The sequence below is a fragment of the Caballeronia sordidicola genome (assembly GCF_000729995.1).
GTDB lineage: Bacteria > Pseudomonadota > Gammaproteobacteria > Burkholderiales > Burkholderiaceae > Caballeronia > Caballeronia sordidicola_A.
Genome location: NZ_JNFG01000202.1, coordinates 211347 through 226328 on the forward strand (window position 1 = coordinate 211347; position 14982 = coordinate 226328).

The 14982-nt window shown below is 60.0% G+C and carries 11 protein-coding genes and 3 tRNA genes; 12 read left to right on the forward strand and 2 right to left on the reverse strand.

Annotated features, from left to right (window positions below):
• The first annotated feature begins 16 nt into the window (after positions 1 to 16).
• The 7 genes from FH08_RS0141255 (at position 17) to FH08_RS0141285 (ending at position 9903) form a co-directional block, all read left to right on the forward strand.
• Positions 17 to 1051: a microcin C ABC transporter permease YejB gene (locus FH08_RS0141255; RefSeq protein ID WP_031363959.1), complete on the forward strand. Its 1035-nt coding sequence runs from the start codon at positions 17 to 19 to the stop codon at positions 1049 to 1051.
• Positions 1052 to 1064: 13 nt separating this feature from the next.
• Positions 1065 to 2159 carry an ABC transporter permease gene (locus FH08_RS0141260; RefSeq protein ID WP_152603054.1) on the forward strand — a complete coding sequence of 365 codons (1095 nt, stop codon included), beginning with the start codon at positions 1065 to 1067 and terminating at the stop codon, positions 2157 to 2159.
• Positions 2156 to 3754, forward strand: a complete 1599-nt coding sequence (locus FH08_RS0141265; RefSeq protein ID WP_031363961.1) for an ABC transporter ATP-binding protein — start codon at positions 2156 to 2158, stop codon at positions 3752 to 3754. The genes FH08_RS0141260 and FH08_RS0141265 overlap by 4 nt, the downstream gene beginning before the upstream one ends.
• A gap of 136 nt (positions 3755 to 3890) precedes the next feature.
• Positions 3891 to 4589, forward strand: coding sequence for a C40 family peptidase (locus tag FH08_RS0141270; RefSeq protein WP_031363962.1), 699 nt, complete (start codon positions 3891 to 3893; stop codon positions 4587 to 4589).
• A 633-nt stretch (positions 4590 to 5222) separates the two neighbouring features.
• A complete protein-coding gene (locus FH08_RS0141275; RefSeq protein ID WP_031363963.1) occupies positions 5223 to 8057 on the forward strand; it encodes a xanthine dehydrogenase family protein molybdopterin-binding subunit in 2835 nt (944 codons plus the stop codon).
• A gap of 29 nt (positions 8058 to 8086) precedes the next feature.
• On the forward strand, positions 8087 to 8671 hold the full coding sequence (locus FH08_RS0141280) for a (2Fe-2S)-binding protein (protein ID WP_081889762.1): 585 nt from the start codon (positions 8087 to 8089) through the stop codon (positions 8669 to 8671).
• On the forward strand, positions 8668 to 9903 hold the full coding sequence (locus FH08_RS0141285) for a c-type cytochrome (RefSeq protein WP_031363965.1): 1236 nt from the start codon (positions 8668 to 8670) through the stop codon (positions 9901 to 9903). Before FH08_RS0141280 ends, FH08_RS0141285 begins: the two co-directional genes overlap by 4 nt.
• A gap of 48 nt (positions 9904 to 9951) precedes the next feature.
• Here FH08_RS0141285 and FH08_RS0141290 read toward each other — a convergent pair whose 3' ends face one another.
• Entirely contained in the window at positions 9952 to 10908 is a 957-nt protein-coding gene (locus FH08_RS0141290; RefSeq protein WP_235210663.1) for a patatin-like phospholipase family protein, read from the reverse strand.
• A 276-nt stretch (positions 10909 to 11184) separates the two neighbouring features.
• Between FH08_RS0141290 and gltX the strand changes: the two genes are divergently transcribed.
• From gltX to FH08_RS0141315, 5 genes are all read left to right on the forward strand, one after another.
• Positions 11185 to 12591 (forward strand): glutamate--tRNA ligase, encoded by a 1407-nt coding sequence (gene gltX / locus FH08_RS0141295; RefSeq protein WP_031363967.1) that lies wholly within the window; start codon positions 11185 to 11187, stop codon positions 12589 to 12591.
• Positions 12592 to 12748: 157 nt separating this feature from the next.
• A tRNA-Ala gene (locus tag FH08_RS0141300) sits at positions 12749 to 12824 on the forward strand.
• Positions 12825 to 13047: 223 nt separating this feature from the next.
• Positions 13048 to 13123 (forward strand) — tRNA-Glu (locus FH08_RS0141305).
• Between the two features lie 72 nt (positions 13124 to 13195).
• A tRNA-Asp gene (locus FH08_RS0141310) sits at positions 13196 to 13272 on the forward strand.
• A gap of 262 nt (positions 13273 to 13534) precedes the next feature.
• Complete coding sequence (locus tag FH08_RS0141315) at positions 13535 to 13999, forward strand: GNAT family N-acetyltransferase (protein WP_031363968.1); 465 nt, start codon at positions 13535 to 13537, stop codon at positions 13997 to 13999.
• Between the two features lie 18 nt (positions 14000 to 14017).
• Here FH08_RS0141315 and FH08_RS0141320 read toward each other — a convergent pair whose 3' ends face one another.
• Positions 14018 to 14878 (reverse strand): AraC family transcriptional regulator, encoded by an 861-nt coding sequence (locus FH08_RS0141320; RefSeq protein ID WP_051888931.1) that lies wholly within the window; start codon positions 14876 to 14878, stop codon positions 14018 to 14020.
• Positions 14879 to 14982: the final 104 nt, after the last annotated feature.

Sequence of the window (14982 nt, forward strand, 5' to 3'; positions counted from 1 at the left end):
CAAGCGGACCGCGCCCATGTGGAGCTACATCCTTAAACGTATCTTGCTGATGATCCCGACCCTGCTCGGCGTCCTCACGCTCACGTTCGCCGTGATCCAGTTCGTGCCGGGCGGACCGGTCGAACAAGCCGTGCACGAATTACGCCGCGGCGAGCAAGGCACAAGCTTCGGCATGCGCATGCACACGGGCGTTGATGCCCAGCAGGTCGCACAACTTCGCGCACTCTACGGCTTCGATAAACCGCCGCTCGAACGCTACTGGCTGATGCTCGGACGCTTCGCCCGTTTCGATCTCGGCGACAGTTATTTTCGCCATCAAAGCGTGTGGTCGCTGATTGTGTCGAAGCTGCCGGTATCGATCAGTATCGGCGTGTGGACGTTCTTTCTGACTTATCTGATTTCGGTGCCGCTTGGCATCGCGAAGGCAGTGCGCAACGGTTCCACGTTCGATTTCACCACGAGTCTGCTTGTGCTCGTCGGCTTCGCCATTCCCGGCTTCGTGCTTGGTGTGCTGCTCCTTGTACTGTTCGGCGGCGGCTCGTTTTGGCAACTGTTTCCGCTGCGCAACCTCACGTCGGACAACTGGGCGACATTAAGCCTCGGCGGGAAGATAGCTGATTATTTGTGGCATATCACCTTGCCGATTGTGGCATCGGTGGTGGGCAGCTTCGCGGTCGTCACCATGCTGACCAAGAACGCGTTCCTCGATGAAATCCGCAAACAATATGTGCTGACCGCGAGGGCGAAGGGTTTGTCGGAGAGAAGGGTGTTGTGGAAGCACGTGTTTCGCAACGCGTTGTTGCCGCTGATCGTGGGCTTCCCTGGCGCGTTCATTGGCGCGTTCTTTACGGGCAGTCTGCTGATAGAAACGCTTTTTTCACTCGATGGCCTCGGCCTGCTCTCCTACGAGTCCGTCGTGCGGCGCGATTATCCAGTCGTGCTCGGTACGCTGTATCTGTTCACGCTGATCGGACTTGCCACCAAGCTGATCTCCGACCTCTGCTATGTCTGGGTCGATCCGCGCATTCAATTCGAACAACTGGAGCGTTGAGTTGAACCGTTCCCTGCTCCGACCACCTCAAGACAGCGATGCCCAGCCGCTCAGCGTGCCGGTTTCGATCACGCCAGGACAACGCGTCTGGCAGCGGTTCAAACGCAACCGCCTCGGCTACTGGAGCCTGGTGATTTTCGTGATCGCGTTCGCGATCAGTCTCGCGGGACCGCTATGGTCGAATGACAAACCTCTGGTCGTGCGTTATCAGGGGCACCTTTATTTTCCGCTGGTCAAGACGTATGCGGAGACCACGTTCGGCGGCGATTTCCCGACGCCCGCCGATTACCTCGATCCCTACATTCGCGACCGTTTCAGCGAGGGCAGCAACTTCGCTGTTTATCCGCCGAACCACTATTACTACGACACGCTCAACTACTTTTCCAAGGCCTCGAACCCGGCGCCGCCATCGCGTGAAAACTGGCTCGGCACCGACGATCGCGGCCGCGATGTGTTCGCCCGATTGCTCTATGGCTTTCGCGTCTCCGTCATCTTCGCGCTGGTCCTCACCGCAATAGGGACCGTGCTCGGTCTCCTGGCCGGCGCGGTGCAAGGCTACTTCGGCGGCCGTACCGACCTGACCGGGCAGCGCCTGATCGAGATCTGGAGTGCGTTGCCGGAGTTGTATCTGCTGATTATTTTTGCGACTATTTTTGAACCAAGCCTGGTTCTGCTCGTTGTGCTGTTGTCGTTGTTCGGATGGATCGGGTTATCGGACTATGTGCGCGCCGAATTCCTGCGCAACCGCACGCAGGATTACGTGCGGGCGGCGCGGGCGATGGGGCTATCCAACGCCCAGATCATTTGGCGGCACATCCTGCCGAACAGCCTCACGCCTGTTATCACGTTCCTGCCATTTCGCATGAGCGGGGCGATCCTTGCGCTAACCAGCCTCGATTTCCTGGGCCTTGGCGTGCCGCCGCCCACGCCGTCGCTTGGAGAATTGCTCGCGCAAGGCAAGGCGAACCTCGACGCGTGGTGGATCTCGCTGTCCACTTTCGGCGTGCTGGTCGCCACCTTGTTGCTGCTCACGTTCATGGGCGACGCGCTGCGCAACGCGCTGGACACGCGTATCTCCGATGCAGTCAAAGCCGGAGGCGGTCAATGAGCGCGCCATTGCTGGACATCACAGATCTGCGGGTGCGCTTTGGCGAGACCATGGCCGTCGATGGCGTGAGCCTCAAGATCGAAGCCGGTGAACGCGTGGCGCTGGTCGGCGAGTCGGGATCGGGCAAAAGCGTGACCGCGTTGTCCATCCTGCGGCTTCTGCGCGATGCCGAACTGAGCGGATCGATTCGCCTGGACGGCCAGGAGTTGCTGACCAAAAGCGAATCCGCAATGCGCAAACTGCGCGGCTCGGACATCGCGATGATCTTCCAGGAGCCGATGACCGCGCTCAACCCGCTGTACACCATCGGCGACCAGATTGCGGAGACGATTCAACTGCACGATGGCGTGTCCGCTCGCGACGCCCGTCGCCGAGCGATCGACCTGCTCGCGCGCACGGGGATCACGGAGCCGGAAAAACGCATCGACCGATACGCGCATCAGCTATCGGGCGGACAACGCCAGCGCGCGATGATCGCCATGGCGCTGGCGTGCCGCCCGCGTCTTCTCCTCGCCGATGAACCCACGACGACCCTGGACGTGACTATCCGCGCCCAGATCGTGGAATTGCTGCTGGAGTTGCAACGCGACGAAGCCGCGTCACGAGGAATGGCCGTGTTGCTGATCACCCACGATCTCAACCTCGTGCGTAAGTTCGCGCAGCGCGTGGCGGTCATGGAGCAGGGCGCGCTGGTGGAAAGCGGCACGGTGCAGAACATATTTGCATCGCCGCAGCATTCCTATACGGTGCGATTGCTTGAGAGCCGGCCGGAGCGCACGGTATTGCCCGTGCTGCCGCTGTCACCCGTATTGCTCGACGCGGAAGAGGTGTCCGTGGAATTCGCCACGAAGACGCCGGGCGTGGGTGGCTGGTTCCGCCGGAGTGCGTTCAAGGCGGTGGACCGCGTTTCCGTGACGGTGCGTCAGGGTGAAACGTTGGGTATCGTGGGCGAGTCCGGCTCGGGCAAATCCACTTTGGCGATGGCATTGCTAGGTTTGCAGCGCACGTCACACGGGAAGGTGGAATTCCAGGGGCGCGCGCTTGGCGACTATCGTGGCCGCGAAAAAACTGTTTTGCGATCAAATATGCAGGTGGTGTTTCAGGACCCGTATAGCTCGTTGTCGCCACGTCAGACGATTGAGCGAATAGTGGGGGAGGGGTTGGCGCTGCATCGTCCGGAACTCGATGCCGCCGCCCGCCACGCCAAGGTGGTGGCCGTTTTGCGCGAAGTCGGAATCGACCGTACGGCGTTGAACCGGTACCCGCACGAGTTCTCCGGCGGCCAGCGGCAGCGCATTGCGATCGCCCGCGCGCTGGTGCTCGAACCACGCATCCTGATCCTCGATGAACCTACCAGCGCACTCGATGTGTCAATTCAGTATCAAGTTTTGCGTCTGCTTGCCGATATACAACAGAAGTACAACCTGGGCTATGTGTTCATCAGCCATGACCTGGAGGTGATCGGCGCGATGGCGCACCGGGTTGTGGTGATGCAGAACGGAATTGTCGTGGAAACCGGCGATGTGGAGAATATTTTTGCGACGCCGTCCCACGAATACACAAGAAAGTTACTGAAAGCCGCGATCGCGGCCTAATTTTCACCAATTAGGTGCGTATCTCGATTGAATTTTTCTATGCCTTTTGACATGTAAATAATATCTGGCTAGTATCAAGCCAACTTTTCCGCATGATCCTGATTTATCAGTCTTTTTCACCAAAAACTACCGACCGATGCAGCAATTAACTTTGACTCAAACATGCGCGCGTGCAGCAGCCAGCATGTTGATCGGCCTGATGATGACAGCAACATCCGGTGCGTTCGCCGACGAAGTCAACAATTCAAGCCAAAATGCCAGCAATGGCATCTCCGCGTCGACCAAAGCAGCTAACGACATTTATCCCGTTGCCGACTCCGGCAATGTCGGTGGCATCGTGTCCGCGAACCCAACCAGCGGCACGCGTTCTTTTCTTTCCGGCATGGCGAGCAAGGCGGGCGACGTAGTCGTCGGCGCGCTCAATATGATCGGCGTGCGTTATCGCTGGGGCGGCAATACACCGGATTCCGGTCTCGATTGCAGCGGTTTCGTGCGCTACGTGTTCCAGGACACGCTGGGCATGACCTTGCCGCGGCGTGCGGAAGAAATGAGCCGGGTGGGCGAGAAAGTTCGCGTGAGCGAACTGAAACCGGGTGACCTCGTGTTTTTTAACACAATGCGTCGCTCGTTCTCGCATGTTGGGATCTATATTGGCGACAACAAGTTTGTTCATTCGCCGTCCACGGGCAGCACGATCCGCGTGGACGACATGGACAACAGCTATTGGGAAAAGCGGTACACGGGCGCTCGACGTGTTGAAGCGACCTTCCCGATTGATGGCGTCGATCTACGTCAGCGTGTCAGCGCCACGATTGGTAGCAACAACGACAACTAAGCCGTCACCCATCTGACCGGTTGCTCGCGGTTGTCGAGAGCCGGGACGGTGTACAAAAGCCTGCCTTCCAAAAAAGGCAGGCTTTTGCCGTTGCCGCGTGCGTGCCATACACGTTGTTGATGGCGGCGATCTCGGCATGGCGCGTCCGTGCTTCAAGTTCACGCAATAATCGTTTGTCTCCCCTGAAAACCCGTTTATACCCAAGCGCATTCGGACGTTTCCGAGTGACATTGATGTAGATCGTCACAACGGGTTTCTACTTTCCGCACCATCTCGCACCCATACGTGCCAAGCACAAAACTTGACATGCCGATTGCTGCTTGCAGGCAAGCTTCGCACGTACAATCGCCCCCTTTTCCCCGGGCAGTGCAGAACGCTGCGCATCGACAGGAATTCTGTTCAAGGCAAAGCCTGAAAAAGCCAGCCAAACGTTGAAACAGGCTGGTGCAAATCCTTGCACGTTGAAGAACCTGAAGTGCGATTACGATCGGAGATACCCGGATATCCCATCGTCGTCTCGTACCGGATCAAGCTGTTATATGAATAAGATAATTATTTCGGTATGCAAAATAAAATCCGAAACCCAAACCAGTCTGGCTTGAATCTCTCAGCCGATCATTCAAGGAGAGGACTATGAGAGAACTCGACCGATCGCGTCGCGGCTTTTTGAAGGCGAGTGCAATTGCAGGATTGACGGTCATTATTGCGCCGCTTGGCAGTCGCGCGTTCGCTGCGTTATTCGAAGAAAAGATCCTGACGCCGATTCAATGGGATACAGCAAGCGGCAGCGCGAAGTTTCGCATTGACGGAATTGCGAAGGTCACCGGCGCAAAGGTATTCGCCCGCGACGTGCGCGCGGCCGACATGCCGCACTGGCCGAACCAGCAATCGCACGCGTTCATGTTGCGCGCGACGCAGGCTGACCGGATCTATGAGGGTTTCGACCTGAGCTTGCTCGGCGACGACCTTCAGCCGGACCGGATCGTCACAGCCGCGGAGCTGGCGCACGACGGTTTCGCATTTCCTGCCTTCTATGGCGACGACATGTTGCTGCCGCCAGGCAAGACGCCGGCGTATCTCGGCCAGGCCGTGGCCATGCTGATCTATCACGATTTCGCACGCTTCCGGTTCGCCAAAGACAAGCTCCAGTTCCGCGATGAAATCATCCGCTACGGCGAGAAGACCGGGCCGCTTGAACGCGACCCTTGGGGCACGTTCCGCTTCGTGCGCGTGGGGGGAGCCACGGCCTATGACGAGGACACGTTCTCGAGCCTGAAGGACACCATGCTGTTTCCCAGCGCGATGCGCAAGCACGAGCCTGTGTGGGCGTCGGGTCGGCAGGACGGCAAGCTCGACGAGCAGGGCATGTTCCATGCGCAAAACATGCAGGGCGAACTCGATCATCCGCCGGCGGACTGGCTCGTGCTGGAGCGCAACTACAGTACCCAGTCCATCGATACCGCAGCACTCGAACCCGATAACACCAACTGCTGGTATGACGCGGCAACGCAATCGCTGCACATGGTCGTGCCGACGCAAGGGCCGCACGAGGTCGCCGAGAGCGCTGCCGGCATGGCGGCGAAGAGTCGCTTTCCGGTGAAGAACCTGTTCGTACATCCGGCCTATACGGTCGGCTACGGGTCGAAGGATCACTTCACGGTTCCGTTCTACGGACTGATCGCGGCCATGTATGGCGATGGCCGTCCCGTGCGTCTTGCATTTGATCGCTATGAGCAATTCCAGACATCGATAAAACGGCATGCATCGAAGATGCGGTATCGCATTGCGATCGATAAGAAAACGAACCTCTTGCAATCGTTCAAGGCAGAGCTCGAAGTCGACGGAGGCGGGCGCTGCAATTTCTCGCCATCGGTGGCGATGGTGGGGGCCTCAGCCGCGCAGTCGATCTACTACTTCCCGAAGAGCGACCTGACGGGCGTGGCGATCGCGTCGCGGGCTATCGACGCCGGCTCAGCGCGTGGTTACGGCACGCTGCAAACCATGGCCGCGACCGAGATGCTGATCGATGAAATTGCGACGCAGCTTGGGCTCGATGCGATCGATTTGCGGCTGAAGAACGCGCTGCGTTCGGGCATGAAAAATACCCAGGGTGCGATTCCGGCCGGCGCAATTCGTGTCGATGAAGTCTTGCAGAAAGCCAAGGTTCATCCGCTCTGGACCGGGCGCGCGCAGAAGAAGGCGGAGTATGAGCTGGCGCATCCCGGCAACCGCTACGGCGTGGGATTCGCGTGTGTGCAGAAAGACTTTGGCACAGGCGCCGAGTCTTCGTTTGCGAAGGTTGAAATCTCGGCCGACGGCAAGATCACGTTGCATCACACGGCCGCCGAGATTGGCACGGGCGTGTCGACATCGCAAGCGATCGCGTGCGCGAAGTGGCTCGGCAAGCCGGCTGCTGAGGTCCGCATGGCGATCGTCGACTGGCCCGAGTTGCCGATGGTGACCAGCGGCGATCCGTACATGATGTCGCAGGGCCAGCAGGACAAGCTGTCGGCGAATCCGCGCTGGTCTCCGGGGTTGATATCGCCATCGAGCGCCACGAATTCGGCTTTTTATTTCACGCATAGCACGTACGAAGCGGCGCGCGTGGTCTTCACTCACGGCTTGTGGCCGGCGGCGATGGCGATATGGAGCGGCGGCATAGGCGGCGGTCAATCCGCGCCGCTTGTCGTGCGTCGTGAAGATGCGCGCTGGGTGGAGGGCAAGCTGACGGCTGCAGGTCTCGAGCCGTTGCCGCTCGACCAACTCGCGAAGAAAGCGCATGACCTCGGGCTGGTCACAGGCGCAATCGTGCACGTGTTCAATCGATGGCAATGGAGCGAGGCGGAATTCAACATCGACGGCGTGAGCGAGCGTCTGCCCATCGACGGCCTGTCGTTGCTTCACGGCGCGGGCAAGACCGATGTCAATGCCAAGGCCAACGCGGCACCGGGCCAGCCCGTTTACCGCGCTCTCGATCGCAAGCGTGTTTTCATCGCGCCGGTCAGTCGCAACAACGCCGCGGTCACTTACTACAGCGCGGTTGGAACGCTCGTCGAACTCGCGGTGAACGAAGCGAGCGGCCGGGTCAGCCTGCTTTCGCATCATTCGATCATGGAGTGCGGCAACATGCTTTCGCCGCAACTTGTCTCGGGTCAACTGCAAGGCGGACTGGCGATGGGTATTGGACATGCGCTGCATGAATACCTCCCGCTCTACGAAGAGGGTCCTGGCAACGGCACCTGGAACTTCAACCGTTATCACGTGCCGCGCGCAAGCGATGTCGCTGTCTGGGCCCAGACGGGCGAAGTGCTGCCGCCGCTGTCCGAGACCGATCCGCCGAAGGGCATTGCGGAGGTGGTGATGATTCCGGTCGTCGGCGCCATCGTCAACGGTATCGCGCACGCCATCGGGCACCGGTTTAACGACTTGCCGGTGAAACCGCAAAACATTCAGGAGGCGCTCGCATGACCGCTGCCAATTCAACTCCGACACCGCTCATGCACCAGCCCCTGATCCAGATGAAGCCCGTTTTGAAGCCCGCTTTGAAGCCCATTTCGCTGACGATCAACGGTGCCGCCATGGGTCCGATCCAGACCCCCGACGGCCTCATGATGATCGACTTCCTGCATGAGTACGTCGGCTTGACCGGCTCGCGGCTTGGCTGCGGGCAGGGCGTTTGCCACGCGTGCGTGGTGATTCTCGACAAGCCGGACGGGTCGAGCGAAGAAGTGCGCACGTGTATCACGGGCGCGCATTTCTTCGATGGCAAGAAGGTGCGAACCATTGAAGGCCACGCCAAGCGTAACGAGCAAGGCGAAGTGGTGGAACTGTCGCCGGTGCAGCAGAAATTCCTCGAGCACTTCAGCTTCCAGTGCGGGTACTGCACGCCGGGATTCGTCAATGCGGCGACGGTGCTGATCGAGCGGCTGAAGCGCGAGCCGATTGCCAGGGAGTCAGTGGAACAGGAAATTACAAAAGCACTCGATGACCACATCTGTCGCTGCACCGGCTACGTGCGCTACTACGAAGCCGTCAAGGACATCGTGCTGAACACGCCAGGACTTGTTAAGGATTCCGCATGAACCGGGCCATTTCTTTTCGCCTCGGCGCGCTTGCGCTATGCGTCGCCGCGCTGTCCGCTTGCAACGGACGTCTCGATGAAACCGCCGCCCCCACGCATGAGACGGCCGCGGAGCAAATCGTGCGTGGCAGTTATCTTGCCAAAGCGGCCGACTGCGCTGCCTGTCATACGGTCCCCGGCGGTGCGCCGTTTGCCGGCGGCGTAAAGCTCGGGTCACCGTTCGGCACCTTCTATGGCACGAACATTACGCCGGACGCGGTGCATGGCATCGGCAAGTGGAGCGCCGCGCAGTTCTACAAGGCCTTGCACGACGGCGTGGCGCCTGACAAGCAGCTCTATCCGGCCATGCCTTACACGTCTTACCGGACGATGTCCCGCGCCGACAGCGACGCCATTTATGCGTACCTGATGGCGCAGAAGCCGGCCGCCGTGCCGAATCGGGATCCCGAACTGATGTTTCCGTTCAATGTGCGGTTTGCCGTGATGTTCTGGAACATCCTGTTCCTCAAGGACAAGTTGCCGGATGCGTCAGTGGGAACCTCGGCTGACTGGACCCGCGGACAATATCTCGCCAATGCGCTGGGTCACTGTGCCGAGTGCCACACGTCGCGCGGCGCGTTCGGGCAGATGAACGGTGCGAGGGCGTTGCAAGGCTCGATGCTCGGTCGTGTCGTGCCGCCGGATATCACACCCGCGGGGCTTGCCGCGCGTGGCTGGACCAGCGCCGACTTGCAGGCCTACTTGGCAACGGGAATCAGCCGCCAGGGTTCTGCGCTCGGCGAGATGCATCCTGTTGTCATGCTCAGTACTCAGCACCTGAGCCAGGGGGATCTGCGCGCGTTATCGACCTATCTGCTCGGCGATGCACCCCTTCCACCCACGCCGGTGCAACCGGGTTCCGCCGATGCAGCCCAGGTGGCAGCCGGCCGGGCAAGCTATGTCGCCGTATGTGCGGGGTGTCATGGCCGCGAGGGGGAGGGCAAGCCGCACGTCGCGGTATCGATGCAAGGAAGTTCGACGCTACGTCAGGCCGATCCGCATAACCTGATCGTCGCAATGCTTGATGGCGTGGACGCCACCGACTTCGCGGGAACGGAAAGCATGCAGGCAATGCCAGGATTCGCCGCCACGCTCAGTGACGATGAACTCGCGCATTTGGCCAACTACCTGCGCTCGAGCTGGGGCGGCCAGCTGGGCAACGTAACGGCCGCGAGGGTCAAGGCGTTGCGTTAAGTCGTCTGACGCAGCAAGGGCAAGGGAAGGGCAAGCGCTACCGTCTATTCAAACGGTAGCGCCTTTCGCCGCCATTTGCCGCTGCAGTTCCGGCCAGATCTTGGCGACTGCTTCCTCGCCGGCGAGGATTGCCGCATTGCGCTGGCCGAAGTCGCTGCCGCTCATGGCGGCAAGGTTCGGGCGGATGACGAAGTCGGCGTATTTATCGAGTTCGTAAGCCTTGATGGTCTGGCCCATGATCGTGAAGGTCTGCATCAGGACGTCGAAGGAGCTTTGCGTCAGGCCCGTCTCGGGGCGCGCCGAAATATCCACTGCGATCACGAAGTCCGCGCCCATCTTGCGTGCGAACGCCGCGGGCACCGGACTCACCAGGCCGCCATCCACGTACTCATGACCGCCGATTTTCACCGGCTCGAAGATGGACGGCACGCTGCAGGACGCACGCACGGCAATGCCGGTGTTCCCCCGCTGGAACAAGATGGGCTGGCCGGTCTTCAGGTCCGTCGCGACAATGCCGAGCGGCTTTGCCATTTTCTCGATCGGCCGGTTGTCGAGTGTCTTGTTCAGGTAATTCTGCAGCGCGACGCCTTGCAGGAAACCACGGGTGCGAAAGGGCATCGCCCAGTCGCTGATCGACGCTTCGTCCATGGTCAGCGCGAGCTTGTTGATCGCAATGCCGTTCATCCCCGATGCCGATAAAGCCGCGATCACCGAGCCCGCGCTCGTGCCGCTCAGCAGGTCCACCTTCAGGTTGCGCGCTTCGAGCGCCTTGATCACGCCGATGTGCGCAAATCCGCGCGCCGCGCCGCCGCCCAGTGCAAGGCCGATCCGCACGGGCCGCTCGGGTGTGTTGGCGACAGGCGCTGGCGATGCAGGCGGCGTAACGGCGGTCGTGGAGCCGGTCGTCGTGGTGCAAGCCGTAAGCACGGCCGATGCGCAGCCAAGAGAGAACGCGCGCCGCGACAACTGAGGCAGCGACGAAAGCGGGGGCGACGAAATTTTCAAGGAGTTCTCCTGCGATGCAGCGGGGACGAGCGTTGAGCGTGGAGGCCGCGCAGGCAGGCAAGTTAGCCGTTCGGTTAAGCCATCCAGTGACGGCGGACATGATAAAACATGATGACCCTGGAAAACGGGCGAAAGCGCCCGGCGGGTATAATTCACACTCGTTTTGACCGCTCGCCGGGTTCGTCCAGAAGACGCGCCCAAGCCGGTCCCCGATATATCGCTTGCCTGGCGCCTCCTGCGCCGGCAAACGCATCTGAGCTATCGAGCACATCGCACATGACCCAAGTCCGTACCCGTTTCGCTCCCAGCCCAACAGGCTTCATCCACCTCGGCAACATTCGCTCCGCGCTTTATCCGTGGGCGTTCGCGCGCAAGATGAAGGGCGTTTTCGTGTTGCGTATCGAGGACACCGACCTGGAGCGCTCGACCGACGCGTCCGTCGACGCCATCCTTGAAGGCATGGAATGGCTCGGCCTTGAGTACGACGAAGGCCCGATCTACCAGATGCAGCGCATGGACCGATATCGCGAAGTGCTGAAGCAGATGCTCGACCAGGGCTTGGCGTACCACTGCTACATGTCGACAGCAGAACTCGACGCATTGCGCGAACGTCAGCGGGAGGCCAATGAAAAGCCGCGTTACGACGGCACGTGGCGCCCGGAAGAGGGCAAGGTGCTGCCGCCCATTCCGGAGGGTGTTTCGCCGGTCATTCGGTTCCGCAATCCGCTGGGCGGCGTTGTGAGCTGGGACGACGCGGTGAAGGGCACGATCGAAATCTCGAACGACGAACTCGACGACCTCGTGATCGCGCGCCCGGACGGCACGCCGACCTATAACTTCTGCGTGGTCGTGGACGATCTCGACATGAAGATCACCCACGTGATCCGTGGCGACGACCATGTGAACAACACGCCGCGCCAGATCAACATCCTGCTCGCGCTGGGCGGCGAAGTGCCTGTGTACGCTCACTTGCCGACAGTGCTCAACGAGCAGGGCGAGAAGATGAGCAAGCGCCACGGCGCGATGAGCGTGATGGGTTATCGCGATAACGGTTATTTGCCGGAAGCGGTGATGAACTATCTGGCCCGGCTTGGCTGGTCACACGGCGACGCGGAGATTTTCTCGCGTGAGCAGTTTGTCGAATGGTTCGACCTGGACCATCTGGGTAAATCACCGGCGCAATACGATCCGGACCGGCTGAACTGGCTGAACGCGCACTACATCAAGGAAGCCGATAACGCGCGGCTCGAGACCCTTGTAAAGCCGTTCCTGGCCGACCTGGGTATCGACTCCGCCATGATCGAGCAGGGGCCGCCGCTCGAACTCGTGATCGGCTTGCTGAAGGACCGCGCATCGACGGTTAAGGAGATTGCCGATAACGCCGCCATGTTCTATCAGGAGCCCGTGATCGATCCCGCCGCACTCACGCAGCATGTCACTGAAACCGTGCGTCCCGCGCTCGCCGACTTGCGCCAGGCACTGAGCGAAGTGGAGTGGAGCAAGGAAGCTATCTCTGCTGCGTTCAAGGCCACGCTGACCAGCCACAAGCTCAAGATGCCGCATCTCGCCATGCCGGTGCGCCTGCTGGTCGCGGGTACCACGCACACACCGTCCATTGACGCGGTGCTGATGCTGTTCGGCCGTGAGACGGTGCTGACCCGGCTCGACAAGGGCATTGCTTGAACATTGCGGTGCACGGCGGGCGCGTGGCATCGTTGCCAACGGTGTCCGCTTTACGCCCCAAGTTCGCACCCGAAGGACGAACTATTTTCAGATGCTGGGCTAAAAGGTATTTACAACTTCAAAAGTGCCCTTTAGAATCTCGTTTCTGTTCTGCAAGGGGGGTATAGCTCAGCTGGGAGAGCGCTTGCATGGCATGCAAGAGGTCAGCGGTTCGATCCCGCTTACCTCCACCACAGAACGGAAACGAAGCTTTTTAAAGCGCCAGAGCATCGGAAAAAAAGCTTCACAAGAATCACAAAGCTGTTTATAATGTCGTTCTTCGCTGCTGACTGACAAGAAACTGATTAATAAGCTTTAAACAAGATTCAAGCGATTAAGAAAGTGTTAATCGAAGTTAATCAGAAACAAGTCAGGGTTTAAGCGAAAAGAGTAAAAGACATTAACTGAAAAGTTTATGTCCCCATCGTCTAGAGGCCTAGGACATCACCCTTTCACGGTGAGTACAGGGGTTCGAATCCCCTTGGGGACGCCAAGACATCGGCGGTTGCCAAAAGCACTGCAAGTTTGATGAGCCAACCAACCTCACGAACTGATGGAAAGAAGTGGAGCGGTAGTTCAGTTGGTTAGAATACCGGCCTGTCACGCCGGGGGTCGCGGGTTCGAGTCCCGTCCGCTCCGCCAACAAGTTGTAAAAGAAAAATCCAGCTGAAGCTGGATTTTTTTCGTCCACGTTTTTTGCCTCGCGTTTTCCGTCCTCTCCTTCGTCCACTTTCCGGATTTCCTTTCGGTTCCTCCGGCTATTCTTCGTACCACCATTTCGTTGCATTCGGTTAAACGTGTGGCGTGCGTGACATCGAACCTGCGCGCTCGTAAAACTCTCCATTGCCAGCGCGCGCCGGCTGACTTAGTGTTGATGACTTGATTCAGTTGCTTTCATCGCGCAATGCTCGATCCCACCGAAGCTCTCTCGCCGTTTCAGTTGCGCCTGGCGTCGATGGACGATTTTTCGTTCGCCGAGGCGCTCACGCGCAACAACATGAACGGCTACTACCGCCGCCACAATCTCGTATGGCGCGCCGATCTCTTCCTGGGTAGCTGGCGCGAGTCGGAAAACTTTGTACTCGAGTGCGACGGCCAGGCCATTGGCGTGATGCGCGTGACGGAAGAAGACCAGTCGCTGCATATCCGTGACGTACAAGTGGTGGAAGGCTGGCGCCGGACGGGCGCGGGAACATTTCTCCTCGATACCGCGCATCGCTGGGCACGTGCACGAGGACTCACGGAGACGCAGTTGCGCGTATTCGTCGATAACCCCGCTGCCCGGCTTTATATCCGCATGGGGTATAAGACCGCGGGTTCGCGGCTCGCACAATTCGGCGCGATCCGGCATATGGTGCGCGGCGTTTAACGTTTAACGTCAAGCGTTTCAATGCTCGCCAGAACCGCCGTTCTGGCTATCGTCTCGCGGCTCGCCGTCACGGACAAAAAATGCCCGCGGACTTTCGCCGAACGCACGTCTGAACATCGCGGAAAAGGCGCTCTGGCTCTGATAGCCGAGCAGCAACGCAACTTGTGAGAGCGGCCGGCCTTGGCTCAATAACGGGATCGCGCGCGCCAGCACTGCTTGCTGACGCCATTGCGAAAAGCTCACGCCGAGTTCACGCCGGAACAAGCGCGCGATCGTGCGGGTGCTTGCACCTGCGAGCGTGGCCCAGTGTTCGAGCGAATCGGCGGAAGCAGGGTCGGCGAGGACGGCTTCGCATAATGCCAGCAGGCGTTTGTCGGTGGGCATCGGGATGGAGAGGGGCAACGGGCGCGAACGCGTGATTTCATCGAGGGCAAGCGTGCCGAGCAGCCGTTCGCGCTCGCTTGAAATCGTCCGGTCATCCAGCGCAACAGCCACCTCGCGCAGCAGCGGCGACACTTCCACCACGCGGCACGCATCCAGTCCCGGCGGTACCACGCTCGCATCTATGTACAAGGTCCGCAGGAACGCGTCCTCCACGATGACCACTTCATGCGTGACGTTCGGCGGGACCCAGATTGCGCGCGACGGCGGCACCATCCACGTTGACCCTTCCGCTGCAATTCGCAGCACGCCCCGAGTCGTGCATGCAACTTGCGCCCACGCGTGCGTGTGCCGCGCAATCCGCACGCCGGCCGGCACGGGCCGCGAACGCACGCGAATAGGATGCGCGAGCGTAGGCGAGGACTCGGCCGGAATGTCGAGATGCTCGACTTCTTCAGGTTGCAGTGGCTGCAGCGGCTGATCGGTGGGCGTGAACATGGTTTTAAGCGCTCCTCCACCGTGATATTAAAGGCATCGGGTGGGATTGGCTTTGAAGTCCGGCGCCGGACGTGTTTCCTTAGATTAAGCCATCGCGACGGAAC

Bases quoted from the DNA above. Each gene is read 5' to 3' on its own strand.
- FH08_RS0141255 (WP_031363959.1), top strand. From the start codon at position 17: ATGTGGAGCTACATCCTTAAACGTATCTTGCTGATGATCCCGACCCTG.
- FH08_RS0141265 (WP_031363961.1), top strand. From the start codon at position 2,156: ATGAGCGCGCCATTGCTGGACATCACAGATCTGCGGGTGCGCTTTGGC.
- FH08_RS0141270 (WP_031363962.1), top strand. From the start codon at position 3,891: ATGCAGCAATTAACTTTGACTCAAACATGCGCGCGTGCAGCAGCCAGC.
- FH08_RS0141275 (WP_031363963.1), top strand. From the start codon at position 5,223: ATGAGAGAACTCGACCGATCGCGTCGCGGCTTTTTGAAGGCGAGTGCA.
- FH08_RS0141280 (WP_081889762.1), top strand. From the start codon at position 8,087: ATGCACCAGCCCCTGATCCAGATGAAGCCCGTTTTGAAGCCCGCTTTG.
- FH08_RS0141285 (WP_031363965.1), top strand. From the start codon at position 8,668: ATGAACCGGGCCATTTCTTTTCGCCTCGGCGCGCTTGCGCTATGCGTC.
- gltX (WP_031363967.1), top strand. From the start codon at position 11,185: ATGACCCAAGTCCGTACCCGTTTCGCTCCCAGCCCAACAGGCTTCATC.
- FH08_RS0141315 (WP_031363968.1), top strand. From the start codon at position 13,535: ATGCTCGATCCCACCGAAGCTCTCTCGCCGTTTCAGTTGCGCCTGGCG.
- FH08_RS0141320 (WP_051888931.1), bottom strand. From the start codon at position 14,878: ATGTTCACGCCCACCGATCAGCCGCTGCAGCCACTGCAACCTGAAGAA.